Genomic DNA, 25,554 nt, shown 5'->3' with positions numbered 1-25,554 from the left:
AATTCATTCAAAAAAGTTATTGGCTAACACAATCCCTGTAGCAGCTGTCGAGCTTGCGAGGCTGCGTTCGGCTGCGCAGCAGTCGCAAAGTCTAAGTACGCGGTGCTTCAGGGGGATCGCGTTAACCGGATTCACGACTGCTTCGCAGCCGAACGCAGCCTCGCAAGCTCGACAGCTGCTACAGATCCCAATGGGCTTACTGACCGTTTTTGACTTTGCTCCAGATCCGCGTCCGCACGCGTTCGGTGGCGGGCGGCAGGGGCTGAAGGGTGAATAACGTGGCCATCGCTTCGGCGGACGGATACACGGCAGGATTGTTGCGGGTCGCTTCGGCCACCAGTGGCGTCGCGCTGCGGTTGCCGTTGGGGTAGGAGAGGTGATCGCTGACCGGCGCGATGACTTCAGGGCGCATCAGGTAGTCGATGAAGGCCAAACCCTGTTCCGGATGCGGCGCGTCCTTGAGCAACACCAGGGTGTCGAACCACACCGGCGCGCCTTCCTTCGGCAAGCTGTAGGCGATTTTCACGCCATTGTTCGCCTGCTCGGCATTGGTCTTGGCTTCCAGCATCGCGCCAGACCAACCCACCGCCACGCAAATGTTGCCGTTGGCCAGGTCGCTGATGAACTTGGACGAATTGAAGTAGGCGATGTGCGGACGCAGCTTGAGCAGCAGTGCTTCGGCCTTTTTGTAGTCCTCGGGGTTGGTGCTGTTGGGTGGCAGGCCGAGGTAGTGCAGGGCGACCGGCAGCATTTCGGCCGGTGAGTCGAGCATGGCTACGCCGCATTGGCCGAGTTTGGCCAGGTTTTCTTCGTTGAACACCAGGTCCCAGGAGTCCACCGGCGCCTTGTCGCCCAGCGCCGCGCGGACCTTGTCGATGTTGTAGCCGATGCCGTTGGTGCCCCACAGATAGGGCACGGCGTACTGGTTGCCCGGGTCGTTGTTGGCCAGTTTCGCCAACAGGTCAGCGTCCATGTTTTTGAAATCGGGCATTTGAGCGTGGGGCAGAGGGGCAAGGGCGCCGGCCTTGATCAGGGTCGGCAGACTGAAGTTGCTGGCCACCACCACGTCGTATCCGCTGCGGCTGGTGAGCAATTTGCCTTCCAGCACTTCGGCGCTGTCGAAGGTGTCGTAGACCGGTGCAATCCCGGTGTCACGCTTGAAATCCTGCAGGGTCGTGGGACCAATGTAGTCATACCAGTTGTAGACGTGAACCGTCGGGCCCTCGGCGGCAATCGCCGATAAAGAGACCGACAGACAGGCGCCCAGTCCAAGATTGATATACGAGCGGCGACGACTCATGATGCGGCACTCCTGGCCTGCTGCAGGCCGGTGATGATCAGGTGCTTGCAGCGTATCGGCCGGGAGTGGACTCACCCATTCCCATCATGGGTTACTCGAAAGGGGTAGGGCGTGGACGCGTTGTTGAAAGAATTACCGGTGCACCAAGGGTTGGCGCGGGTATTTGGTGCCGTGGGGCTGGACGGGTTCTGGCGCGCGCTGGTGGACACGTTGCGGCTGCTGGTGCCGATGGACAACGCGTTGGTCGCGGTGATGCGGGCCGGGCGGGTGCCGCGTCTGCTGATCGATTTCGACTCAAAGGGCGGTGCTACCGAGCAAGAAGAACTGGCGGATTACAGCGCCGGCATGTACCTGCTCGATCCGTTTTATCAGGCCGCCTGTGCCGGTATCGCCGACGGTTTGCACAGCCTCGAATCGGTGGCCCCCGACCAGTTCCAGCAGAGCGAGTACTACCTGAGCTACTTCCGCACGGTGGTGGGCGGCGACGAGTTGCAGTTCATGATCAACGTCGATGGCGCCGTGCTCGGTTTGTCGTTGGGACGCTCGACGCGATTCACGCTTGAGGAACAGGGGCGCCTGCTTTGCGTGCGCGATTGGGTGTTGGCGGCGATGCGCCGTCACCTGCAATTGATGCCGCCGGAAGGACCGGCCGCCGAGGCGGTGGCCGGGGATCTGGCGACCCTGCTGGATCGTTTCGACGCGCGTCTGTCAGTGCGGGAAATCGAAACGGCGCGCCTGATTCTTCAGGGCTTCTCAAGCAAGGCCATCGCCCAGCAGATGGGCATTTCCCCGGAGACGGTGAAGGTGCACCGGCGAAATCTCTATCACAAGCTCAATGTGAATGGGCATGGTGAGTTGTTTGCGTTGGTGTTGCAGCCGCGTTGACTGGGTACATCTGAGATAGATTGATCGGCTTTCAGGGCCCCTTCGCGAGCAAGTCGGATCGCCGCACCGCCGCTCCCACACTGGTTCTATGAACGCCCGAGATCAAATGTGGGAGCGGGCTTGCTCGCGAAGGGGGCGACTCGGACTTACTGCCGAAACACCAGCGCCTTCAAGCCGCATTCAACATCGGCATCGGGAAACTCCGGTGGATTGTCCAGCCGTTGCTCGAAACGCAGGCTCGGTGCTTCGCGGGTGACGCCGTCGATGAGGAAGTCCGCACCGAACGCCGGGTCGTTCATGCACGCCAGCACCGTGCCCTGAGGGCTGAGCAATTCCGGCAGTCGGCGCAGCACGCGCTGGTAATCCTTGGTCAGCAGAAAACTGCCTTTCTGAAAGGACGGTGGGTCGATGATCACCAGGTCGTAAGGGCCCTTGCCGATTACCTTGCCCCAGGATTTGAACAGGTCATGACCGAGGAACGTCACCTTGCTCAGGTCGTGGCCGTTGAGCCGGTGATTGTCGCGCCCACGGCTCAGGGCCGGGCTGGACATGTCCAGATTGACCACGTGCGTCGCACCCCCTTCGATGGCCGCTACCGAGAATCCGCAGGTGTAGGCGAACAGGTTCAGCACGCGCTTGCCCTGGGCATTGGCCCGCACCCAGTCGCGGCCGTAACGCATGTCGAGGAACAGGCCCGTGTTCTGTTTGCGGCCCAAGTCCACCCGATAATGCAGGCCGCCCTCGGTGATCGTCATCTCGTCGATCGCGTCCCCCAACAGCCACTCGGTGGTGCTTTGCAGCAGGTAGCGATGTTGCAGCAAGAGCGTGTGCGCGCCGGATTGCGTCCACGCAGGCGTTTGCGTGACGTCCATCAGCTTCTGTTTCAACGCTTCCAGCTGCGACGCTTCGGGTTCCTTGAACAGCGACACCAGCACCACGCCCTGCAACCAATCGACGGTCAATTGCTCCAGTCCCGGCCAGCACCGGCCACGGCCGTGGAACAGCCGGCGGGTTTCGGCGGGGGCAGCCGCCAGAGCCGTCAGTAAATGGTCGTGGAGGGTGGAGAGAGCGTCAGCGTTCATCGGGCAGGGCCAGCAATTTGTTGGGGCGGCATTTTAACCACAATTTAGCCAAGGGCGGACCACAGGTTACTGGGGGCAGTTATCACGATTAATTTAACTTTACGTGAGGATTTGGCGATCTGTCGGCTCGCATAATCGGCTCCAACGATCAACCGCCGGGAGCCGAACATGTCGCAGTTACCTGCTTCACCCACAGTCAGCACTCATCCTCGCTGGCTACGGCTGACCCATTGGCTGAACGCCCTGGCGGTGCTGGTCATGGTCACCAGCGGTTGGCGAATCTATAACGCGTCTCCGCTTTATGACTTCAGTTTTCCCAAGGCAATCACGTTGGGTGGCTGGCTCGGCGGCGCATTGCAATGGCATTTCGCGGCGATGTGGTTTCTGGCCGTCAACGGTCTTGTCTACCTGATCATCAACCTCGTCAGTGGTCGTCTGAAACGGCGCTTTTTCCCGGTTTCGCCTAAAGGTGTCCTGCATGACCTGTGGGCGGCATTGCGGGGCCGACTGGGGCATGCCGACCTGAGTCATTACAACCAGGTGCAACGGGTGGCGTACCTGTTCGTGATGGTCGACATCACGCTGCTGGTGATTTCCGGGCTGGTGTTGTGGAAGTCCGTCCAGTTTCCGCTGTTGCGTGAGTTGCTGGGCGGCTACGAAGGCGCGCGGCATGTGCACTTCATCGCGATGTCGCTGTTGGTGGCCTTTGTCGCGGTTCATCTGGTGATGGTCGCGCTGGTTCCCAAAACGTTGTGGGCCATGATTGTCGGTCGCAAGGAGGTCGTATGAAAAAGCGCATTCAAGGCTCAGGGCTGGACGAGTCGTCCATCCTGACAGACGCCAGAAAGATCCTCGCACCACAGATCGAAGATCGCTCACGGCGCTCGTTCCTGATGCGCAGCCTGACCCTCGGCGGCGTGGCCATGTTGTCCGGCTGCAACATCACCGACAACGAGAGCGTCGAAACCGCGTTGTTCTCCATGTCCCGGTTCAACGATCGGGTGCAGGGCTGGCTGTTCAATCCCAACGCCCTGGCACCGACTTATCCCGAGTCGATGATCACTCGGCCGTTTCCGTTCAATGCCTTTTACGGCATCGACGAGGCGCCGACGGTGGAGGAAGAGAGTTATCGACTGGAAGTGACCGGCATGGTCGCCGACAAGCGCAGCTGGCGCCTGGAAGAACTGCGCGCCATGGCCCAGACCGATCAGATCACCCGGCACATCTGCGTCGAAGGCTGGAGCGCGATCGGCCGCTGGGGCGGCGTACGGTTCAGCGACTTCCTGAAGCGGGTCGGTGCCGACACGGATGCCAAATATGTCGGCTTCAAATGCGCGGACGACTACTACACCAGCATCGACATGGCCACCGCACTGCATTCGCAAACCTTGTTGACGCTGACCTATGACGGCGCGGTGCTGCCTCGCCAGTACGGCTTCCCGATGAAGCTGCGCATGCCCACCAAGCTGGGCTACAAGAATCCCAAACATATTCAGGCGATTTTCGTCACCAACACCTATCCGGGTGGCTACTGGGAAGACCAGGGCTACAACTGGTTCGGTGGTAGCTGATAGCGCCTGGCCACTTTACTGCGCAGCGCCCGCTGCGCTCATTCGCAACCTGTGCTTCAAGGAGTTTCATCATGAAAAAGTTAGCGACCACCGTACTGTCCATGTGCTTGGCGTTTGGCGCCGCGAGCGTGTTTGCCGCCGATGCAACCACCACTAACGGCATGAGCAATGACAGCATGAGCAAGGATTCAATGTCCAAAGACGCCATGCACAAAGACACGATGAAAAAGGACGCCATGTCCAAGGATTCCATGAGCAAGGACGCGATGAAGAAAGACACCATGTCCAAGGACGCCATGAGCAAGGACGGAATGAAGAAGGATGCGATGTCCAAGGACACCATGAAAAAAGACGCGCCGTCGTACTGATCCGAACACCGTCAAATGGGGGTATGACTTGAAGTCATGCCCTCATGACTTTTAATGGTTACAGCCCCGCAAACCCCCGATGTTAAAAAATCGCAAACACAGCTCATCAACAACAAAAAAGAGCGTTTGCACCCATGACTCATCCTCACTGCCACACCCCGCGCTCTTCGAACCCTGACATTTGCCACGCGACCTCTACGGTTCGCGTGCACTTCTGATCAACCCAAATCCCTGAAGAGTAATAACTCATGAAAGAACTCGACCTGTACATCGGTGAAGGCTTCGAAGGCCCGGGCGTGAATGCCGCGCACATCAACATTCTGATCGGTCCGCGCAACGGCCCGGCAGGGCAGGCGTTTGCCAATAGCCTGGCGTCTCCAAGCCAAGGGCATTGCCCGTTCATGGTGATCGCCCAGCCGAACATTCCGGTCAAGCCGATGACCCTTTACGTCAACAAAGCCGCCATCAGCGGTGACCTGCACGGCAACGCCACGTGGGGCGCGTCGCAGGCCGGGATTGCCAAGGCTGTGCTTGAAGCGCTGCTGGACGGCACTTTGCCACCGGAAGCCGAAGACGAGTGGGCCATCGTGACCGCGAACTGGGTCAACCCAGCCTGCAACGACCTGGATGCGGTCTACCTGAACAACTACAACGCCTGCCGCACGGCGATTCGTGCGGCGCTGACCGGCAAGCCGGAAACGGCGCAACTGGCGGATGTGGTCAATCACATCAGCAATCCTTTCTATACGCCAAAAGCCTGAGGTCCGCGCCATGCAATACATTCGTTTGGGCAACTCCGGCCTGCAAGTCTCCCGCCTGTGCCTGGGCACCATGAACATGGGCACCCCCGATTGGAAACCGTGGATCTTCGATGAGAAGAAAAGCGAGCCGATCGTCGCGCATGCATTGGACAACGGCGTGAATTTCATCGACCTCGCGGATTTCTATTCCGCCGGTGTCGGCGAGGAAGTGGTGGGGCGCATCGTCAAGCGCCTGGCCCGGCGCGAAGACCTGGTGATCACCACCAAAGTCGGCTACGGCACCCGCACCGGGATCAACGCCAGCGGTCATTCGCGCAAGCACATCATGGACAGCATCGACGCGTCGCTGAAGCGTCTGAACATGGATTACGTCGATGTGTTCATGCTGCATTACTTTGACGTAAACACGCCGGTCGAAGAAACCATGAGCGCCATGAACGACATCGTGCGTTCCGGCAAGGCGCGTTACATCGGTGTCTCGACCATGCTCACCGGGCAACTGGCGAAAATCCTCATGGCCTGCGAGCGCAATGGCTGGGTCAAACCGATCAACATGCAGCTGCAACTGAACTGCGCCTACCGCGAAGAAGAGCGCGAGATGATCCCGTTCTGTCGCGATCAAGGCCTTGGGGTGTCGGTGTTCAGTCCCTTGGCCCGTGGTTTGTTGACCGGCGATGTGCAATCGACCCGCAACCAGACCGACTTCTTCACTCAGCAGATGTACAGCGACGAGGCTTCGTTCGAGATCGCACATTCGGTACAGCGTGTCGCCCGCGCTCGCGGTGTTTCCAACGCGCAGATCGCTCAGGCCTGGGTCGCCAATCATCCTGGCGTGGATTGCATGCTGGTGGGCGCCGACACCACAGAACAGTTCGACAGTGCCTTGGCAGCGCTGGAGACCAAACTCGACGCAGATGAGCTGTACGAGCTGGAACGCAATTACACCCCGTGCGACGTGATCAACGATTACACCGCCGGCAAACGTATCTTGCGTTCGGCCCGTCCGGGTCTGGAGCGCTTCAATCTGACTGAGGCTGTGGCATGAGCGCACTGATCCGTAACGGCAATTTCATCGACGGCCAATGGTCCAGCGGTGGTTCGACCTACTCGGTGTTCAACCCGGCCAATGGCGAGTTGATTACCGAAGTACGAAAGGCCGGCGCTGAAGAAACCAACCTCGCCATCGACGCCGCCAACCGCGCTTTGCCAGCCTGGCGCAAGTTGACCGCCAAGGAGCGCAGCCAGAAGCTCAAGCGCTGGAGCGAGCTGATGCTGAGCAACCAGAAGGATCTGGCGACTTTGCTCAGCCGCGAACAAGGCAAGCCACTGGCCGAAGCCATGGGTGAAGTGGTCTATGCCGCGAGCTTTCTGGAGTGGTTCGCTGAAGAAGCCAAACGCGCTTACGGCGACGTGATTCCAAGCCACAAGGCTGATGCGCGGATCATCGTGGTCAAGGAAGCCATCGGTGTGGTCGCTGCGATCACCCCGTGGAACTTCCCGCTGGCCATGGTCACCCGCAAGGTTGGCCCGGCACTGGCGGCGGGTTGCACAATGATTCTCAAACCGTCGGAAGAGACGCCTTTATCAGCCTTCGCCCTGGCGGTGTTGGCGGAGCAGGCAGGCATTCCGGCCGGCGTGTTCAACATCGTTTCCGGCGACGCGGTTGCCATTGGCGGCGCGCTGCAAGCCTCCGGCATCGTGCGCAAATTGTCGTTCACCGGCTCCACCCGCACTGGCAAATTGCTGATGCGTCAGGCCGCCGACACCCTGAAAAAAGTCTCGCTGGAACTGGGCGGCAACGCGCCGTTCATTGTGTTCGACGACGCCGATCTGGACGCAGCTGTGAAAGGCGCGATGGCCTCTAAATTCCGCAACACCGGGCAGACCTGCGTCTGTGTGAACCGCTTCTTCATTCAGGATGGCGTCTATGAAGCCTTCACCGGCAAACTCGCTGAAGCCGTTGCGGCGATGCGGGTGGGTAGCGCGCTGGAGGGTGAAACCGAGCAAGGCCCGCTGATCAACGCGGCGGCGCTGGCCAAGGTCGAACTGCATGTGGGCGATGCGCTGGAGAAGGGCGCCCAGTTGCTGTGCGGCGGTCGCCGTCACGCACTGGGCGGCACCTTTTATGAGCCGACCATCCTCACCGAAGCCAACAGCGACATGCTGATCGCCCAGGACGAAACCTTCGGCCCGGTGGCCGCGTGCTTCCGTTTCAAGGACGAGGCCGAGGTGCTGCAACGAGCCAACGACACGCCGTACGGTTTGTCGGCCTACTTCTATAGCCGTGACATCGGCCGGGTCTGGCGTATGGCCGAAGGCCTGGAAGCCGGCATGGTCGGAATCAACGAAGGGATCATTTCCACGGAAGTGGCGCCATTCGGTGGCATCAAGGAATCGGGCCTCGGTCGCGAAGGATCGAAGTACGGTCTGGATGACTATCTGGAAATCAAATACCTGTTAATGGGCGGCCTGTAACTCCCGCACACCCTCAACTGTGGGAGCGAGCCTGCTCGCGAAGGCGATTTTACATTCAACATCGATGTTGACTGGCACACCGCTTTCGCGAGCAGGCTCGCTCCCACAATAAGAAATAAGCGATATCGGTTTCATTTCTCCGTCAATAACAACAATTGGAGACTTACATGTCCGTACAACCGGTAAAAATCGACGACCTGCCCATCGGGCGATTCCACCTCAAGATCGCCGGCCTGACCTTCGGCGCGCACTTCACTGACGGCTACATCCTCGGTCTGATCGGTATCGCGTTTACGCTGCTGAGTCCACAGATGCAGCTGGATGCGTTCTGGCAGGGCCTGATCGGTGCCTCGGCGCTGATCGGCCTGTTTCTCGGCAGTCTGTTTTTTGGCTGGATTTCCGACAAAGTCGGCCGGCAGAAAATCTTCCTGGTCAGCTTCGTGTTGATCACCATTGCCTCCGTGATGCAGTTCTACGCCGAAACGGCCATGGGCCTGTTTCTCTGTCGGGTGCTGATCGGTATCGGGCTGGGTGGTGACTTCAGCGTCGGCCACGCCATGCTGGCCGAGTTTGCGCCGAAGAAACACCGTGGCGTGTTGCTCGGTTCGTTCAGCGTGATCTGGACTTTCGGCTACGTGGCCGCGACCTTCGTCGGCACTGCCATGCTCAGCCTCGGGGACGATGCCTGGCGCTGGATGCTGGCCTCGTCGGCGATTCCGGCGGCATTGATTCTGATCGCCCGTATCGGCACGCCCGAGTCGCCGCGCTGGCTGGTGAATCAGGGTCGGATTGCCGAGGCGCGAGCGATCGTCAAGAAGCATCTGGGCGACAACGTCGAGCTCGACGAAACACAATCCACCGAAACCCGCTCCGGTTACGCGGTGCTGTTCAGTCGTGAATACCGCAAGCGCACCGCGTTCAATTGCCTGTTCTTCGTCTGCATCGTCATGCCGTACTTCGCCATCTACACCTTCCTGCCGTCGATTCTGCAGAAGATGGGCCTGGCCGAAGGCTTTGGTACCGAGTTGATGCTGAACATGCTGTTGATTCTGGGCGCGCTGATCGGGATCTGGTGCACGATCAAATTCTCTCGTCGGGGCTTTTTGATCAACTCGTTCATCATTCTCGCGGCGGCGTTGTTCCTGCTGGCGGTGTTGCCGGGCAGCGCGGCGTTTTTGATGGTGTTGGTGTTCGGACTGTTCACGCTGGTGCTTTCGGCGGTGAGCAACCTTGTGGGCGTATTCCCGGCCGAGAGCTTTCCGACCGAGGTGCGGGCTAGCGGGATTGGCCTGGCCACGGCAGTGAGTCGTTTGGGTTCGGCGATCAGCACGTTCCTGTTGCCGGTGAGTGTGGCGGGGATTGGTCTGAGTCCGACCATGGGCATTCTCGCTGCGATCCTGGCGGTGGGGGCGTTGCTGTCCTGGGCTTGGGCACCGGAAACCAAATCGCTGACGTTGAGTCAGGCATGCAAGGCGCAGAGCCCGGTGGAGGGTGGCGCGGTGGCGGTGAAAGTCCCAGCCCCGGTTTAAGGAACTATCACAAATCCAAATGTGGGAGCGGGCTTGCTCGCGAAGACGGAGTGTCAGTCACCATCAATATTGACTGATCCGCCGCCTTCGCGAGCAAGCCCGCTCCCACATTAGAATGAGTTTCTGTCAGGGATTACTGACTAACCCTAACCAATCCGTAAACAGCCGCACCTTCGACAACCCTTTTTTGTCATTCGCCACATCCAGCCAATAGCCATACGGCCCGATCACCTCCACCGGGGTGATCGGCAACAGGCTGCCATTCGCCAGTTCCTTCTCAATCATCTGTCGGTCGATCACCGCCAAACCACCCCCTGCCAACGCGGTATGGATCACCTGATCCAGCGTGCTGAATTCCAGTCCTTGCCCCGCATCAACATCGTCCCGGCCCATCGCGGCCAACCAGTTTTCCCAGACCTTCAAGCGTTTGCCGTCGTGCAGGATATGCAGCAACGGAAACTGCCGCAGGTCCGGCGGCTGGCCGTCGTTGAACAGCTCTGGACTGGCCACGGCGATGTGACGCTCCATCACGAGCAACTGACTGCTGCAATGACTGGCGGCTTCGAGGCCGAAGCGGATATGGCAGTCGACTTCGGCGAGGCTGTCGTGGTTGGCCTGGTTAGTCACGCTCAGGCTGATATCCGGGTAGCGTTGGCAAAACACACGCAGGTGCGCCGACAACCAACGAGTCGCCCAGGTTGGCGGTGCGAGAATTCGCAAACGCTGACGCAGATTGGGTACGCGCACCGCTTGCAGGGCGCGCTCAATGTGGTCGAACGCCTCCGCCAGATGCGGGGAGAGGGCGGTGCCGGTTTCGGTCAGGGACAAGCCTTGGGGTGTACGGATGAAGAGCGCTACACCGAGGTAGTCTTCAAGCTGTTTGATCTGCCGGCTGACGGCGCCCTGGGTAACGTTTAATCCCAAAGCCGCCTGGCTGAAGCTGCGATGCCGCGCAACCTCTTCGAAGACGCGCAGCATGTTGAGCGAGGGCAGTTGACGCATGGAAGGATGACTCCACACCGGCCTCGGGTGTTGCATCGGGTCGGTTTTGTTTTTGGATGGTTTTGTGGTGCCTATCTGACTATTAGCAATGGGCTGATGCAAGTGTTGTTTCGGCTGACGCCATCGCGAGCAAGCTCGCTCCCACAGTGATTTGCGGCGCACACAAAACCTGTGGGAGCGAGCTTGCTCGCGATGACTTTCTGGAAGACGCTAAATAAACCGGATCAGAAGTAATACCCAACGTTCACGTACAACTGATTCTCCCACTGATCCGTCCCGCCAGCCCCCAGGCTCTGGGTATAGCTGCTGCCTCCAATGTACGGATCGTTCTTGCCAAACAACCACTCAGCAGCGACCCACAGTTTGCTCACTGAAAACGAGCTGCCCAAAATCACCCGTTCGGAGGTCTTGAACTCGCTGGCGGATTTATCGAAGGCACTGTAGTTGGCGTAAATCTTGACCCCGCTGACCTGATCGAACAGGTATTTTCCGGCCACGTCATAACTCACATCCGCCACATACAGATTGCCGCGACTGGCGACGTTGTACGTGCCGTCGTAACCGCCCAGCGTCACCAGTTCATCAGTGCCGGCGTTGCGCGGTGACATCTGTTGCCGCGCCGCCTGCAACTGCACGCCCCACGGACCGTTCTTGCCCAAATAGTGAACGGCCACGGCGTTACGCCGGCCATCGTCATGGGTGTCCCTGTTCTGAAGCGACGACGTCAGGCCGGAGAGGCCGATTTCAGACTTCCATGGTCCCAGGTCCAGCGCCTTGGCCACGCGCAGCACCACGGTGTTGCGCTCCTGGTTGTTGCTGCCGTCGGCGACATAACTGTCGGCTTTGGACACCACGCTGGAGTAGGTGACCCCGTTGCTGGTGCCTTTGCCTTGCCACGCCGGGCGCAGGTAGTAACCGGCCTGGAGGTTCCAGTCGCCTGATTGCTGGATGTACTTGGCGCCGACCTGTTGCACATCTTCCAGGCCGATGACGTTGCCCAGGGTTTCGTAGAAGGTGCTGCCGAAGTACGGCTGCAAGCCGAACGGCACCGTGTTCAGGCCCACTTGCACTTGCTGGTCGGGGTTGAACTTGTAGCCGGCCCAGGCGAACTTGGCGAACTGGATATCCCCGTAGTTCTTGGTGTACTGGTAAGGGTAGGAGCGTCCGTAAAAGCGGTACTGCGCCTCACCGATCCAGGTGTCGGAGTTGTACTTGGCGCTGAGGAACACCGTGTCCAGGCCAAACTTCTGGATGTCGCGGTCCGGGTCGTAGTCCCAACGGGCGCGAATGGCGCCGCCAAGGTCGAGGTTGTCGGTGACCTGCACCGCCATGGCCGGTGCCGCGAAAGCGCCGAGCAGCGGAATGAGGACGATGGAACGGACCGCAAGAGGGTTGGTTGTGCGCACAGTAATACTCCCGATTTCTGATTTTTAGTTGGCAACAGCAACCCATGCCGCAGCGAACGCTGCGACCTGGGGAAAGGGTTATGGGATCAGTTGGCCTGAGGTCGGATCAGCCTCAGCGACGGTTCAACGACGGGCACCACCGGTATTGCCGACGCACCGGGTGCCGCCGCCAGCAAGGTCTGGGTGTAGGTGTTTTGCGGTCGCAGCAACACCTGTTGCGCCGTGCCGTATTCCACCACTTCGCCCTGGCGCATCACCGCGATGTAATCGCTGATCTGCGCCGCCACCCGCAGGTCGTGGGTGATGAACAAAATGCTCAGGTTGAGGCGCTGTTGCAGCTCGGCGAGCAGCTCCAGCACTTGTTTTTGCACCGAGACATCCAGCGCCGAAACGCTTTCATCGGCGATCAGCACTTCCGGGCGCATCGCCAAGGCCCGGGCGATGCCGATGCGCTGGCGCTGGCCGCCGGAGAACTGCCGTGGCTTGCGCTTGAGGGCGTCACGCTTGAGCCCGACCTGTTCCAGCAAATCCCCGGCCTCGGTCCACGCATCCTTGGCCGACAGCCCGCGCAATTGCGCGGCTCGGGCGATGATGTCACCGACCCGATGCCGTGGATTCAGCGAACCGTACGGGTCTTGGAAAATCATCTGGATTCGCCGCCGGTTGGCCGCCAGGGCCGAGCCGCGCAGCGCGAGGAAGTCCGTGTCACCGACCCAGACATGACCGCTGTCGCTGTCCACCAGCCGAATCGCCGCTTTCACCAGCGTGCTCTTGCCCGAGCCAGACTCGCCGACAATCGCCAGGGTCTTGCCCCGTGGCAGTTGCAGTGAGACGTCCTTGAGCGCCGGCACCAAACGGCCGCCGACGTTGTAAGTCTTGGTCAGGTGCTCGATGCGTAACGCCAACTCACCGTCGGCACACGGCGCGTGCAACTCGGGGTGCAGCGCCGGCACGGCGGCGATCAACTTGCGGGTATACGGATGTTTCGGTGCGTTGAGTACTTGATCGCGCTCGCCGATTTCCACCAGTACACCGCCCTCCATCACCGCGATACGGTCGGCGATTTCCGCCACCACGCCAAAGTCGTGGGTGATGAACAGAATGCCGTGCTGACCGCGACCGCGCAGGTCCTGCACCAATTTCAACACTTGGGCCTGAGTGGTCACATCCAGTGCCGTGGTTGGTTCGTCGGCGATCAACAAGTCCGGGTTCATCGCCAACGCCATGGCAATCACCACCCGTTGGCATTGGCCGCCGGAGAGTTGATGGGGAAAGCTGTTGGCGATTCGTGGCGGGTCGGGCAGTTGGGTGGAGTCGAGCAGGGCGAGCACGCGTTCGCGGCGCTCGGCGGCAGGCATGCTCGGGGCGTGAATATCGAAGATTTCTTCGACTTGCTGACCGATACGAATCGCCGGGTTCAGCGCCGCCATCGGCTCCTGGAAAATCATCGCGATGCGGTTGCCGCGCAAGCGGCGCAGGGAATGTTCATCCATGCGGCAGATGTCGTCGCCGAGAAAGTCGATCACCCCTTCGCTGTGGCGTAGGCCCTTGGCGTAGTCGCCCATGATCGCCGCCGAGAGCACCGATTTACCGGAGCCGGACTCGCCGATCACGCAGAGGATTTCGCCTTTGCGCACGTCGAGACTGATGCCTTTGACCGCATGGCTGCGGTCGGCGCCGGCGGGCAATTCGATGGAAAGGTTTTCAACCCTCAGCACCTGTTGCAAGTTCTGTTGTTGACTCATGCTCAACTCCTTGTGCCTTTCTGGGCGTGTTCGTCCAGACCGTCCGCCAACAGGCTCAGGCCCAGCATCAGGGTGGAGATGGCAATGCACGGGAAGATCACCAGGTGCGGGAAGGCGATGGCCATGCTGCGGCCTTCGTTGATCATGCCGCCCCAGTCGGGTGTGGGCGGCGGCAGGCCGAGGCCGAGGAAGCCGAGGGCGCCGATCATGATCGCGGTGTAGCCGATGCGCAGGCAGAAATCGACGATCAGCGGCCCGCCGCAGTTCGGCAGGATCTCCACCAGCATGATCCGCAGCGAGCCTTCGCCCTGGGTGATGGCGCTGAGCACGTAGTCCCGGGAGCGGATATCGATGGTCAGTGCGCGCATGATCCGGAAGATTGCCGGGGCGCTGGTAAAGGTCACCGCAATCAGGATATTCAGCGCCGAGGCACCGAGGGCGATGATGATCACGATGTACAACACCAGCACCGGGAACGACAGCACGGTGTCCGCGACATAGGACAGCAGCGAATCGACCCAGCCATTGAAGTAGCCGGCGCACAAACCCATGGCGATGCCCACGGCGAACGCGGTCAGGGTCGCGAGGATCGACCAGAACAACACGGTGCGGGTGCCCCAGATCAGCCGCGACAGAATGTCCCGGCCGATCATGTCGGTGCCCAACAGAAAGCTCACACCGTTACCATCCGGGGTCATCGGCGTCAGCAGTGGGGTGAAGCTTTCCAGGGGGTCGTGGGGCGCCAGCCAGGGCGCAAAAATCGCCATCAGCACCCAGCCGCCGACCAACAGCAAGCCGAGCAACGCCAAAGGATGTTTGAACGAATTGAGGAAGTTCATTGGCCACCTCCGCCAAGACTGCGCAAGGTGATGCGCGGGTTGAGCCAGGTGTAGGCCAGGTCCGAGAAGATTTTGGTCGCGCCGACCACGATGCCGCTGATCATTGCGCAGGCTTCGATCAGGTACACGTCGTGGTTCAGCGACGCGGTGTAGAGCAACGAACCGAAGCCTTTGTAGGCGAAAAACACCTCGACCACGATCACGTTCGACAGCAGCCACGGGATGTACAACATGATCACCGTGATCGGTGCGATCAGCACGTTGCGCAAGGCATGGCGCAGCACGATCCGTGAGGTCGACGCGCCTTTGAGGCGGGCGGTACGGATGTATGGCGCCTGCATCACCTCGACCATCGAGGCCCGAGTGATGCGTGCCAGATATCCGATGCCGAACAGGCACAGCACCATCAGCGGCAGGGCCAGTTCCACGGCGTTGAAGCCGTCGCTCATGCTGCTCACGCCCGGCAGCCAGTTGAGCCAAAAGACGAAGATCGCCGAGACGAACACCGCACTGGCGAAGTCCGGAATCGAGGTGGTGACGATCGACAGGAATGACACCAGCCGATCCACCGCCGAACTCTGGCGAATGCCCGCCAGAATCCCGAGGGTCAACGCCACCGGCACCATCACCGCCAACGCCAGCCCGGCGAGGATCAGGGTTTGCCCGAGGTTGGGCAGCAACAGGTCGATCACCGGCTCACGAAAGTGCACCGAAGTGCCCCAGTCGCCACTGAGAAAATCCTTCAGCCACACCAGGTAGCGCCAGACGAAGGGTTGGTTGTAACCATGTTCCACCAGCCACGCGGCGCGCTGGTCGGCGGCGGAGTAGGGGCCGAGGACGTTGATCGCAACGTCTTCGATATTCAGTTCCAAGGCCAGGAACACGATCACTGACACCGACAACAAGGTTGCCGCCAGCGCCAATAACTTGCGCAATAGAAATTCAGCCATGCTCGCACGCTCCGGCTAATCAAGGGATGGCGGCCCGCCGCACCGAGGTGGGCGGGCTCATTCTTTTGGCGTTTGAATCAGGTGCTCAGCCAGACTTCATCCATTGGGTAGAAGTCCGACGGGTGAACCTGGAATCCCTGGACTTTCTTGCTGGCGGCGGTGAATTTGTCGCCCCAGAACGGCTGCACCATGACGCAGGCGTCCTGCAGGATTTGCTCGACGTTTTGCATGGCGGCAGCGCGTTGTTTTGGGTCGATTATGCCCATGGCCTTGTCCAGCGCCGCGTCGAAGGCCGGGTCGCTGTAGTGGCTTTCGTTCCAGGCTGCACCGCTGCGATAGGCCAGTTCCAGGGACATCACGCCCAATGGGCGATGCGCCCAGTAGGTGAGGCTGAACGCGGCTTTGTCCCAGATCGGCCAATACTGAGTGGCGGGGATCACTTTGAGGTTGATGCGGATGCCGGCCTCGGCGCAGTTCTGTTGCAGGATCTGCGCGCAATCCTGTTCATAACGACCCTGGGTGTTGCCGACGATCAGGTCGATGTCGATGCCGTTCGGATGGCCCGCTTCAGCGAGGAGTTTCTTCGCACCCGCCACATCCCGCGCACGCTTGGGCAGCGGGAAATATTCCGGGTGCGACGTGGCGACGTGATGGTCTTCGCCCAGGGTGCCCATGCCGCGATAGGCGATCTTGAGCATTTGCGCGTTATCGGCGCAGAGCACCACCGCTCTGCGGATTCGCACATCGTCGAACGGCTTCTGGTCGCAGGCCATGCGCATGACCACGGTTTGCGCCGATTTGCAGGTCAGCAATTGCGCGCCCGGCAAGCGTTTGGCCAGGTCCAGCTCGGCCACGGTCACCCGGTAGAGCACGTCCACTTGCCCGGCCTGTAACGCCGCGAGATGCGTGGAGATGTCGGTGCCCATGTCGACGTAACGCAACTCGTCGAGGTTGGCCGGTTTGCGCCAGTAATCGGCACGCTTGGCGAAGGTTGCCTGCTTGTTGACCGCAAACGACACCAGTTTGAACGGCCCGGTGCCCAGCGGGTTTTTCGCCCAGTCGTCACCGGCCTTGAAGCTGCGGTGAACGATGGCGCAGGTGAAGGCGTTGAGCATTTCCGGGATCGCCAGCATCGGCCGCTTGAGCACCAGGCGGAACTGGAAGTCGCCGAGTTTTTCCAAGGCGCTGATGTCCTGGAACGCGGTGCGGTTGACCGACTTGGAGTCGGCGGCAATCCAGCGCTCGATGTTGTGCTGCACGTCCTCGACGTTGAAGGTGTCGCCGTTGCTCCACTTCACGTCCTGGCGCAGGTTGAAGGTCCAGGTCTTGAGGTCTTCGGACGGGCTCCAGCTCTCGGCCAGGTACGGGTGAGTGATGTTGTCGGCGTCGACCCAGGTCAAGTATTCCAGGGAATTGCGCAGCAGGTTCGAGGCTTCGATCCAGGTGATCAGCATCGGGTCCTGGATTTCCTGGATGGCGCAGGCAAACCGCAGCGTACCGCCCTGGCGCGGTGGCACGGCCTCGGCGGCGCGGGCCGAATTGCCCAGCAGGGCGGAACCGAGGAAGGTGCTGGCGCTGGCGGCAGTGATGCCCAGCAGCGCGGCGGTGCGCAGGAACTGGCGGCGATTGATCTCGCCACTTTTGACTTGGGTGCACAGGTCGTTTACCGCTGGATGCGGCAGGGCGCCGTCCAGTGTCATTAACTCTTTCATATGCCTCTCCGATACTTTGCAAAGATGCGTTTTTCGACTGGCCGCAGAGGGGGCGAGCGGCGGACGCGGTCGGTTTTCGATGAACCGAAACTGTCAGTGGCAGGCGCCGCGAAGGCACAGGCATGACAGGCGTGAAGCCGGCAGAAGAACAAGGCGCAACGAAATCAGGAGGTCGGAAATGGGGTAGGACATAGGGCTGCTCTCATGTTGTTTTTATTAGAGATGCCCGCAGTTTTGTCATCTGGGCAAAGATCGACAAACGATAAATTCAGCGGTGAAACGTTCGATAAATGCATGTTACTGACCGTAAGGAAGGCTGCCGCTTGAGCTAAACAGGCCGGACTGATGAAGGCGCGGGGGCGTTGAGGCTGCAAACGCCCCTTGTTCCGAACCGGAACAAGGGGAAAAACGGACGACGTCGAAGGAGATGACGGCGCCGTCCGGGCAACTCATCGCGGCATCAGGCGCGGATCGAACGGGTAGTCGGAGAGCAATTCGATACCGTTTTCGTGGATGTAGATCTGCTCTTCGAGCTTCACCCCTTCGCCACCTTCGTCGTGGCCGATGTAGCTTTCCACGCAGATGGTCATGCCGGCCTCGAACACGCCGTCGTAGCCCAGTGAATCGATGTCCTCGCGGTGCACCACGTAAGGGTATTCACCGGTCATGCCAACGCCATGCACCAGGGCGAAGTAACGGTTGGCCTTGTAGTTGTCCGGGATCTTCCATGCCCGCTCGGCGTATTCCTTGAAGCTGCGCCCGGCCTTGAGCATTTCCATGTTGGTCTGCACTTGCTCGTAGGCCAGCTTGTACAGTTCCTGTTGCTTGGCGGTCGCGGCTTGCTCGCCGCAGAGGAAGGTCCGCGAGAAGTCGGCGTAGTAGCCGAAACGCCCGACCACGTCGGTGTCCAGCGCCACCAGGTCACCGGCCTCGATCGGCCGGGTGCTGCATTCCTGGAACCACGGATTGGTGCGTGGGCCGGACGACAGCAAGCGGGTTTCCACGTAGTCGCCGTCGGTGGCGATCACGTGCTGGTGCAGGTGCGACCACAGTTCGTTTTCGCTGATGCCCGGCACGAGTTTGCTTTCCATCAAGCGCACCCCGACCTCGGTGGCGCGCAGGCTGGCGCGGATCATCTTCAGCTCGTTCGGCACTTTGATGCAGCGCGCCCGTTCCAGTGGTTCCTGGGCGTCGAAAATCTGATAGCCGAGTTTTTGCAGTTCGAACGCAGCGGCCGAGGTCGCGCTTTCGATGGCGATGCGCTTGTTGCCACCGCCGCATTTGCGCACCAGTTCATCGATTTCGGCAGCCCATTCGGCGGTGACGTTGGTCAGGAAGCTGTCGCAGAAGTAATAGGAGATGGCTTTGGCCGGACGCACTTCATCGACGGTGTTGAGCTTTTCCGCCAGGTGCAGGCAGCCGCCGAATTCGAAGATCACCACCGGGCCTTCCGCCGGGATAAAGGCATAGCGCGCCGGGTTGCGCGCCGAGTACACCTGCATGTTGCGCGAACCGGTGGCGTAGCGCATGTGGGTCGGGTCGAACAGCACGCAAGCGGCGTAGTCGCGTTTTTTCAGTTCGTTGCGCACCCGTTGCAAGCGGTCGAGCTGGATTTGCTGGATTTCGTCGTAGGTCGGTTCGCAGTCGGCGGGGTTGCGGTTGGGGCCGGACAGACTCATGGGGTGTTCCTCGCAGGGCAAATACGGTTGGTTTTTTCTAAGAATTTTTGGGTGAATCAGTCGAGCAACTGGTCGCTGCGTACCAGGTTGCGTTCGGCTTGCAGATGGGCTTCGGACAGGCGTCCGTAAAGCTGTTTGGTGCGCTGGGCACGGCCGATGATTCCGGGTTTTTCGGAGTAGGCGAAGATGGCGGTGTTGCGCTCGGTGGCACCTTCGACGCGGGTCACCCGGTGTACCGAAAAGCGGCCCTTGAAGATCTGCAGGTCGCCGGGGTTGAGTTCCAGTTCCTGCACGCGGCTACGGTCGTCGCCGCGCACGACTTTGCCCACCGCACCGAGGTTTTCCTGGGTGCGGGTGCGGATCATCGGCGCGTACTCGAACAGACCGCCGGCCTCAGGTTTCTGGGTCATCATGCTGACGATGAATTCGTTGGTATCGAAGTGCCAGGGTTGCTCAGTGCCTTCGGGCATGACATTGATCACCAGGCCGGCGAACGGGTCGGCGTATTCGAAAATCTCCGGTTCGTTGAGGCAGGCGCCGATAAAGCGCTTCATCATCGGCGAGACGTACAGCCGATGAATGATCGCGTCCGGGGCGATCATGTCCCGGGTGACGAAGCCGCTGGTGCGCTCCATGAATGTGCTGCGAGGGTCATCCTGGGGCAGGGTGGGGTCGTCTTCGGTGAAATAGGCGTTGACCTTGCGCACCGAATAAAACGTCTTGCCCGACAGCGCCTGGCCTTCTGCGCGGGCCTGTTCCAGCGCCTCGGGCCGCAGGAAATTCTTCAGGAGGCAGCAACCGTCCTCGGCCAGTTCGGCGCGGGCGTGTTCGATCAGTGCCTGCAATTGGACATGGCCCGAATCATGTATGGGGTACAACTCGGTATTAATGATGTCGCTGATATCGCCCACGTCGGCGTCGGCAAGTTGAAGGCTCATGCAAGTCTCCTGGAACTATCAATTAACAGTGTTTGGCGTTGAATCGATAGTTGCTTAAAGAGGTGCGAAGTGGAAATTACAAGTTGTGATCGAATCCATCGGCAGGGGCGATAGTTATGTCGGGCGAACTGGATGGGACCTTACTTAAAGTCTTTGTCGCCATTATCGAGTGCCACGGGTTTTCCGCGGCCGCCGAGCGCCTGCATAAAACCCAGTCGACCATCAGTCAGAGTTTGCAGCGTCTGGAGGAGATCGTCGGCACGCCATTGGTACAGCGCACCAGTCGCTCGGTGAGCCTCACGCCCGGTGGCGAGACCTTTCTGATTTACGCCCGGCAGATACTCAAGCTGCACGTTGATGCGATCAACGCCGTGCAGCTGCCCGACGAGCAAGTGTGCATTCACGTGGGCATGCCCGAGGACTACGCCCAGTTCTGCCTGGCCGGGGTATTGCGGGAATTTCAGGCGCAGTTTCCCCGGGTGCGGCCGGACATTTGTTGCGAGATGTCGACCGCGCTGGTCAGTCGCTTGCAGCGCGGCGAACTGGATCTGGTGCTGGGTGTGCAGCACGCCAATCTGCAACCGGGTGAATACCTGTGCGACGAGCCGCTGGTGTGGGTAGCGGCTGAAGGGTGGCGCGCCGGCAAGGACGAATCGGTGCCGTTGGCGGTGTATGCCGAGGGCTGCGCCTTCCGCGCTAACGCCGTGCGGGCGCTGGCCGAGGCCGGGCGGCCGTGGCATGTGGTTTACACCAGCCAGAGTCCGCGCGGCATCGGGATTGCCATTGAACAGGGGCAGTCGGTGGGCGTCACCGCGCGACGCTTGGTGCCGCCGGGTTGGCAGGTGCTCGATGAGACCCAGGGCTTTCCACCGATCGACCCGGCGCGGTTGATGGTCTGGCGTTCGACTCAGTCTCAGGCGTTGGCGGTTGAGGCTTTAGTGGACATTCTCTGCCGCGAGTTGGGCCGTTCAGACCTGTTGGCCCAACGCGGGTTCGCGGCGCTGACGACGGGCCATCAGCCCCAGCAATAACAGGCTGGCCGCCACCCAGCAGGCAATCCAGCCATGCACCAGGGCAAACTGCCCGGTGGCTTGCAGCAGCCAGCCGCAGAGCCAATTGGCGGTGGCGCTGCCCAGGCCGTAACCGACCATGCTCAGGCTCACCACTTGCAGGCTGTGCACCGGGCTCAACCGCGCGCTGAGGTAGGCGGCCATCAAGCCCCAGACCGGGAAGTAAAACAGCGCGAACAGCCCGGCCGCCAGCCAGGTCAGGCCCAGGCTCGGCTGCCAGAGCAGGGCCAGCATCGCCAGGCCGAAAGCGCCGATGCTCAACGCCATCACCCGCAGCGCCCCCCAGCGGTCTGCCAATGAACCCAGCAGCAAACCACCGACAACGCCGCCGATACCGATCAGCGTCCACAGCGACCCGGTGATTTGCGCGTTGGCCCCCAGCCGTTCGCTGGCAAACGCCGAGAGGAAGTTCAGGAACGGTCCGCTGATTGCGCCGATAAACGCGCTGAGCAGCAGAATGTGCAGCGCCACCGGGTGTTCCAGGCACAGGTGCAGCCATTGCTTGAGGACCCGGCGCAGCGACGGCGCGTTGCTGGACTTGTGGCGTTGTTCCACTGCGAGCGGGGCCAGGGCCCAGAAGGTCAGCAGGGTGACGATCAGCGTCAAACCGGCGCAGATCAACCAGAAGTGCCTCAGGGAGATGCCGTGCAATAAAGCGATCAGCACGCCATTGAGGCAAATCGCAAACGCCGCCCCCGAAGATGCCAGCCCCAGCACGCGGCTGCGGTGGGAGGCGGGGATCACCTCGCTGGCCAACGCCGCGATGGCGTTCCAGTTCGACACCGCACAGGCCGAGACCAGCGCCAGACACAGCGCAAACGGCAGCACCCCCAGCGTGGCGACTGCCAAGGCCAACAGCAACGGGCTCAAGGCCATCGTCAGGCGCACCATGTTGCGCGGGCTGATCCACGCCGCCGCGATACCGCTGACAATCGACGCGCCCATATAGAAAAGCTGCAACAGCGCCGCGATGAACGCGGCCTGGCTGTAGCTCAGTTCGAACACCTGACGAATCTCGGGTAATAACGCCGAATACAGGAAAATGCTGAAACCGTGGGTGGTGGCGTTACAGGCCGTGAAGATAAGCGCCAATATGCCAATACTTCTAGCGGGTGACTTAATAGTGGTTGGCATGTATTCGGCTCGGATTAATGGCAACAGGAGGGGGCGAAGTTGCAGAGTTCGCCCTATATAAGTGCGGTGGCGTATGGCGGTGTTTAATTAAAGTCAGACTAGCGTTTATATAAAGAAAACGGCCAGTGCTTAATAGTCATGAGTGTGCGGCGAAATACTCATGCTATTTATACGCGAGCGACAGCTTCCAGATCAAAAACGACTCTCTTTGATACAGCGGTGATCAAATGTGGGAGCGGGCTTGCTCGCGAAAGCGGTGTATCAGACAAATCAATGTCACCTGACACACCGCCTTCGCGAGCAAGCCCGCTCCCACCCAAAGCCGCTCATCATCAGATTGAAATCGTCCTGCACAACACAAAAATGCATGTTACTCAGGAAATTTCCCACAAGCCGTGGGATGCTTGGCGCTCGTCAGCCCTTGCGCGAGTCCTCTTCATGAAACGCAAAATGCCCGCGCTCAATGCGCTGAAAGCCTTCGAAGTGGCCGGCAGCACCGGCAGCTTTACCCGGGCGGCGGAGTTGCTCAATGTCACCCAGAGTGCAGTCAGCCGGCAGGTGCGCCAGCTCGAAGAACAGCTGGGCGAGAACCTGCTGGAGCGCCGGCATCATCACCTGGAACTGACCAGCGCCGGCCGGGTATTGCTGCGGGCGCTGCACCAGTCCTTCGACAAGATCGAGCTGACGGTGCGCAGCATCCAGCAGAAATCCCACGCCAATCGCCTGCACATCAACGCGCCGCCAACCTTCACCAGCCGCTGGTTGATGCCACGCCTGGGACGGCTGCGGGAGAAGCACCCGGAACTGGAATTGAGCATTACCACCCGTCTGCAGGACAGCCTCGCCGAAACCAGCACCCTGGACTGCGCGATCCGTTTCGGCGATGGCGAATGGGATGGGCTCGACAGCTCGCTGCTGATCCAGGAACGGCACATTGCGGTGTGCGCGCCGTCCCTGTATGCGCGGGAGTGGAGCGAGGGCGGCATCGACCTCAATCGCCTGACGCTGCTGCATGTACTGGCCCGGGAGGACCAGCGCTACCTGACCTGGAAACACTGGCTGGACGCCGCGCGAATCACCGGTGTCGACACCCAGGGCGGTTATGAATTCGACCTGCTGGACCTGGCCATCCGCGCGGCTATCGACGGCCTGGGCATCACCATTGCCGACTGGCACATGGTCGCTTCGGAACTGGCCACCGGGCAACTGACCCAGGTGCTGAACGTGCATGTGGAAGGGCATCAATCCTACTGGCTGGTGACCCGGCCCGAGCAGACGCTGATGCCGCAATTGCAGGTGTTTAGTCAGTGGTTACAGGAAGAGATCTGGTTGGCGCAACGGCAGTTGGAGCCTTCTACGGCGGCGTCTTCCGGGAGTTGAGTTTGTCTTCAGAGCCACCCCTCACCCCAGAGGGGAGAGGGGAAAGGGAGCAGATCTTCATGCCTTTCAAACTTGAGTTCGGCGCGATATTTCAGGTCGATGTCACTTGTCCAAACAACTCGGTCGGCTCCCTCTCCCCTCTGGGGAGAGGGCTGGGGTGAGGGGGCGATCCCACTAACCTGCATTTTTCGAATGTTCCCCCGCTCAATAAATCGTTTGTTCAACGCCGGTCCAATGACAAGACTGCATTCACTGGATAAAAACAACGATGGGCGATGCACATGCGAACCGAGCGAAATTTTGTTAACGGTCACTTCATTGAACCTGCCAGCGAAGCGCTGATCGCAGTCTACAACCCGGCGACCGAAGCGCTGGTGGGTCATGTTTCAGCGGCGACCGCCGATGAAGCCACTGCAGCCGTCGAAGCCGCCGCGGGCGCCCAGAAAGTCTGGGGCAAACTCACCAGCATCGAACGCGCCGAACACCTGCGTTCCTTCGCCGACGCCCTCGATACCTGCGCTGAAAGCATCGGCGCAGCCCTGGCAGCTGAATCCGGCAAGAGCGTTGCCGATGCCAGCAACGAAGCCCGTTATGCCGCGCAGATCACCCGTTACCACGCCGAGTGGGCGCGCCGTATCGAAGGCGAGATCATTCCCAGCGACACCCTGAACGAAAACCTCTTTCTGCACCGCGAGCCGATTGGCGTCGTTGCCTGCCTTATTCCGTTCAACTATCCGGTCTATACGTTGCTGCGCAAAATCGCCCCGGCGTTGATTGCCGGCAACACGGTGGTGGTGCGTCCGAGCAACAACACCCCGACCTCGGCGTTCGAGATCGCCAAGGCTGTGCAGCAATCCGGTTTGCCCGCCGGCGTGGTCAATATCCTGACCATGGATCACGCCACGGCCGCCACCGTTTGCACCCATAAGGCTGTTGGTTTGATCACCCTGACCGGCAGCGTCAACGCCGGGCGCATCGTGCTTGATTACTGCAAGGCCAACATCGCCAAGCCGTCACTTGAGTTGGGCGGTAAAACCCCGGCGATCATCGAAGCCGACGCCGATCTTGAAGCCGCCGCTACCGCGATCGTAGCCTCCAAGACCACCCACTGCGGCCAGTTGTGCACGGCGGTCGAGCGGGTCTACGTGCAGGAAAGCGTCTATGAACAGTTCCTCGCGCTGCTGAAAGCCAAAATCAGCGCCGTGAAGTTCGGTGACCGTGCCACCGACGCCAATCTGATGGGGCCGTTGGTCAACGCCAGTTCGCAACAGAGCATCCACGCCATGGTCGAGCGCGCCATTGCCGACGGCGCTGTACTGGAAACCGGTGGTTTTATCCCGCAGGGCAAAGGCCATTTCTACCCGCCAACGCTGCTTAGCGGCTGCCGTCAGGACATGGAAATCATCCAGGAAGAAATCTTTGGCCCGGTGCTGCCGGTGCTCAAGTACCGCGACATCGACGAAGCGCTGGCCATGGCCAACGATCACCAGTTCGGCCTGTCTTCGGTGCTGTACACCGAGAACTACCGCACCACGATGAAAGTCGCCAACGCCATCGAGGCCGGCGAGTTGTACGTCAATCGCACCCCGGCAGATCCGTACCAGGGCTTCCACGCCGGCTGGAAACGCTCGGGCCTTGGCGGCGATGACGGCAAGCACGGCATGCTCGAATTCACCCAGACCCGGCTGGTCGTCATGAAGTATTGATCCACCTGCAACACGCCTCGCG

The 25,554-nt window shown here is 60.5% G+C and carries 22 protein-coding genes; 11 read left to right on the top strand and 11 right to left on the bottom strand.

What is annotated here, in order from left to right:
* Window positions 1-196 precede the first annotated feature (196 nt).
* Complete coding sequence (locus ACYZTZ_RS16575; RefSeq protein WP_461999014.1) at window positions 197-1,300, bottom strand: extracellular solute-binding protein; 1,104 nt, start codon at window positions 1,298-1,300, stop codon at window positions 197-199.
* Between the two features lie 111 nt (window positions 1,301-1,411).
* Here ACYZTZ_RS16575 and ACYZTZ_RS16570 point away from each other — a divergent pair, with 111 nt between their 5' ends.
* Entirely contained in the window at window positions 1,412-2,185 is a 774-nt protein-coding gene (locus ACYZTZ_RS16570) for a helix-turn-helix transcriptional regulator (RefSeq protein WP_461999013.1), read from the top strand.
* A gap of 146 nt (window positions 2,186-2,331) precedes the next feature.
* Here the strand turns inward: ACYZTZ_RS16570 and ACYZTZ_RS16565 are convergent, their stop codons facing one another.
* Window positions 2,332-3,267 carry a class I SAM-dependent methyltransferase gene (locus tag ACYZTZ_RS16565; protein WP_056741905.1) on the bottom strand — a complete coding sequence of 312 codons (936 nt, stop codon included), beginning with the start codon at window positions 3,265-3,267 and terminating at the stop codon, window positions 2,332-2,334.
* A 168-nt stretch (window positions 3,268-3,435) separates the two neighbouring features.
* Between ACYZTZ_RS16565 and ACYZTZ_RS16560 the strand changes: the two genes are divergently transcribed.
* From ACYZTZ_RS16560 to ACYZTZ_RS16530, 7 genes are all read left to right on the top strand, one after another.
* Window positions 3,436-4,056, top strand: coding sequence for a cytochrome b/b6 domain-containing protein (locus tag ACYZTZ_RS16560; RefSeq protein WP_046046651.1), 621 nt, complete (start codon window positions 3,436-3,438; stop codon window positions 4,054-4,056).
* On the top strand, window positions 4,053-4,838 hold the full coding sequence (locus tag ACYZTZ_RS16555) for a molybdopterin-dependent oxidoreductase (RefSeq protein WP_461999012.1): 786 nt from the start codon (window positions 4,053-4,055) through the stop codon (window positions 4,836-4,838). Before ACYZTZ_RS16560 ends, ACYZTZ_RS16555 begins: the two co-directional genes overlap by 4 nt.
* 71 nt (window positions 4,839-4,909) lie before the next feature.
* Entirely contained in the window at window positions 4,910-5,206 is a 297-nt protein-coding gene (locus ACYZTZ_RS16550; protein ID WP_056741902.1) for a pentapeptide MXKDX repeat protein, read from the top strand.
* A 248-nt stretch (window positions 5,207-5,454) separates the two neighbouring features.
* Window positions 5,455-5,967, top strand: coding sequence for a formaldehyde-activating enzyme (gene fae / locus ACYZTZ_RS16545; protein ID WP_461999011.1), 513 nt, complete (start codon window positions 5,455-5,457; stop codon window positions 5,965-5,967).
* 10 nt (window positions 5,968-5,977) lie between these two features.
* A complete protein-coding gene (locus tag ACYZTZ_RS16540; protein WP_056741901.1) occupies window positions 5,978-7,012 on the top strand; it encodes an aldo/keto reductase in 1,035 nt (344 codons plus the stop codon).
* Window positions 7,009-8,442 carry an NAD-dependent succinate-semialdehyde dehydrogenase gene (locus tag ACYZTZ_RS16535; RefSeq protein ID WP_461999010.1) on the top strand — a complete coding sequence of 478 codons (1,434 nt, stop codon included), beginning with the start codon at window positions 7,009-7,011 and terminating at the stop codon, window positions 8,440-8,442. Before ACYZTZ_RS16540 ends, ACYZTZ_RS16535 begins: the two co-directional genes overlap by 4 nt.
* A 167-nt stretch (window positions 8,443-8,609) precedes the next feature.
* Window positions 8,610-9,971 (top strand): MFS transporter, encoded by a 1,362-nt coding sequence (locus ACYZTZ_RS16530; protein WP_461999009.1) that lies wholly within the window; start codon window positions 8,610-8,612, stop codon window positions 9,969-9,971.
* A 126-nt stretch (window positions 9,972-10,097) separates the two neighbouring features.
* On the opposite strand, the gene ACYZTZ_RS16525 is transcribed toward ACYZTZ_RS16530, so the two are convergent.
* The 8 genes from ACYZTZ_RS16525 to ACYZTZ_RS16490 all read right to left on the bottom strand — a co-directional run bounded on the left by ACYZTZ_RS16525 (window position 10,098) and on the right by ACYZTZ_RS16490 (window position 20,242).
* On the bottom strand, window positions 10,098-10,973 hold the full coding sequence (locus tag ACYZTZ_RS16525) for a LysR substrate-binding domain-containing protein (protein ID WP_056741898.1): 876 nt from the start codon (window positions 10,971-10,973) through the stop codon (window positions 10,098-10,100).
* Window positions 10,974-11,197: 224 nt separating this feature from the next.
* A complete protein-coding gene (locus tag ACYZTZ_RS16520) occupies window positions 11,198-12,304 on the bottom strand; it encodes a hypothetical protein (protein ID WP_462000686.1) in 1,107 nt (368 codons plus the stop codon).
* Window positions 12,305-12,465: 161 nt separating this feature from the next.
* Window positions 12,466-14,124 (bottom strand): dipeptide ABC transporter ATP-binding protein, encoded by a 1,659-nt coding sequence (locus ACYZTZ_RS16515; protein WP_461999008.1) that lies wholly within the window; start codon window positions 14,122-14,124, stop codon window positions 12,466-12,468.
* A 2-nt stretch (window positions 14,125-14,126) separates the two neighbouring features.
* Window positions 14,127-14,963, bottom strand: a complete 837-nt coding sequence (locus ACYZTZ_RS16510) for an ABC transporter permease (RefSeq protein ID WP_046046641.1) — start codon at window positions 14,961-14,963, stop codon at window positions 14,127-14,129.
* A complete protein-coding gene (locus tag ACYZTZ_RS16505; RefSeq protein ID WP_461999007.1) occupies window positions 14,960-15,913 on the bottom strand; it encodes an ABC transporter permease in 954 nt (317 codons plus the stop codon). The genes ACYZTZ_RS16510 and ACYZTZ_RS16505 overlap by 4 nt, the downstream gene beginning before the upstream one ends.
* A gap of 77 nt (window positions 15,914-15,990) precedes the next feature.
* Entirely contained in the window at window positions 15,991-17,625 is a 1,635-nt protein-coding gene (locus ACYZTZ_RS16500; RefSeq protein ID WP_461999006.1) for an ABC transporter substrate-binding protein, read from the bottom strand.
* 449 nt (window positions 17,626-18,074) lie between these two features.
* The gene (locus ACYZTZ_RS16495; protein ID WP_461999005.1) at window positions 18,075-19,304 is read right to left on the bottom strand and encodes a M24 family metallopeptidase; all 1,230 of its coding nucleotides are present in this window, start codon (window positions 19,302-19,304) and stop codon (window positions 18,075-18,077) included.
* A 56-nt stretch (window positions 19,305-19,360) separates the two neighbouring features.
* The gene (locus tag ACYZTZ_RS16490) at window positions 19,361-20,242 is read right to left on the bottom strand and encodes a HalD/BesD family halogenase (protein WP_461999004.1); all 882 of its coding nucleotides are present in this window, start codon (window positions 20,240-20,242) and stop codon (window positions 19,361-19,363) included.
* A 116-nt stretch (window positions 20,243-20,358) separates the two neighbouring features.
* On the opposite strand from ACYZTZ_RS16490, the gene ACYZTZ_RS16485 reads away from it, so the two are divergent.
* Entirely contained in the window at window positions 20,359-21,273 is a 915-nt protein-coding gene (locus ACYZTZ_RS16485; RefSeq protein ID WP_461999003.1) for a LysR substrate-binding domain-containing protein, read from the top strand.
* On the opposite strand, the gene ACYZTZ_RS16480 is transcribed toward ACYZTZ_RS16485, so the two are convergent.
* Window positions 21,211-22,446, bottom strand: coding sequence for an MFS transporter (locus tag ACYZTZ_RS16480; RefSeq protein WP_461999002.1), 1,236 nt, complete (start codon window positions 22,444-22,446; stop codon window positions 21,211-21,213). The two genes, ACYZTZ_RS16485 and ACYZTZ_RS16480, sit on opposite strands and share 63 nt — an antisense overlap.
* 438 nt (window positions 22,447-22,884) lie before the next feature.
* Between ACYZTZ_RS16480 and ACYZTZ_RS16475 the strand changes: the two genes are divergently transcribed.
* Window positions 22,885-23,826: a LysR substrate-binding domain-containing protein gene (locus ACYZTZ_RS16475; RefSeq protein ID WP_461999001.1), complete on the top strand. Its 942-nt coding sequence runs from the start codon at window positions 22,885-22,887 to the stop codon at window positions 23,824-23,826.
* Between the two features lie 281 nt (window positions 23,827-24,107).
* On the top strand, window positions 24,108-25,532 hold the full coding sequence (aldA, locus tag ACYZTZ_RS16470; RefSeq protein WP_462000685.1) for an aldehyde dehydrogenase: 1,425 nt from the start codon (window positions 24,108-24,110) through the stop codon (window positions 25,530-25,532).
* The last annotated feature ends 22 nt before the right edge of the window (window positions 25,533-25,554 follow it).

This window comes from Pseudomonas sp. LB3P58 (genome assembly GCF_054897895.1).
This window is presented reverse-complemented; position numbering and strand designations above follow the sequence as displayed.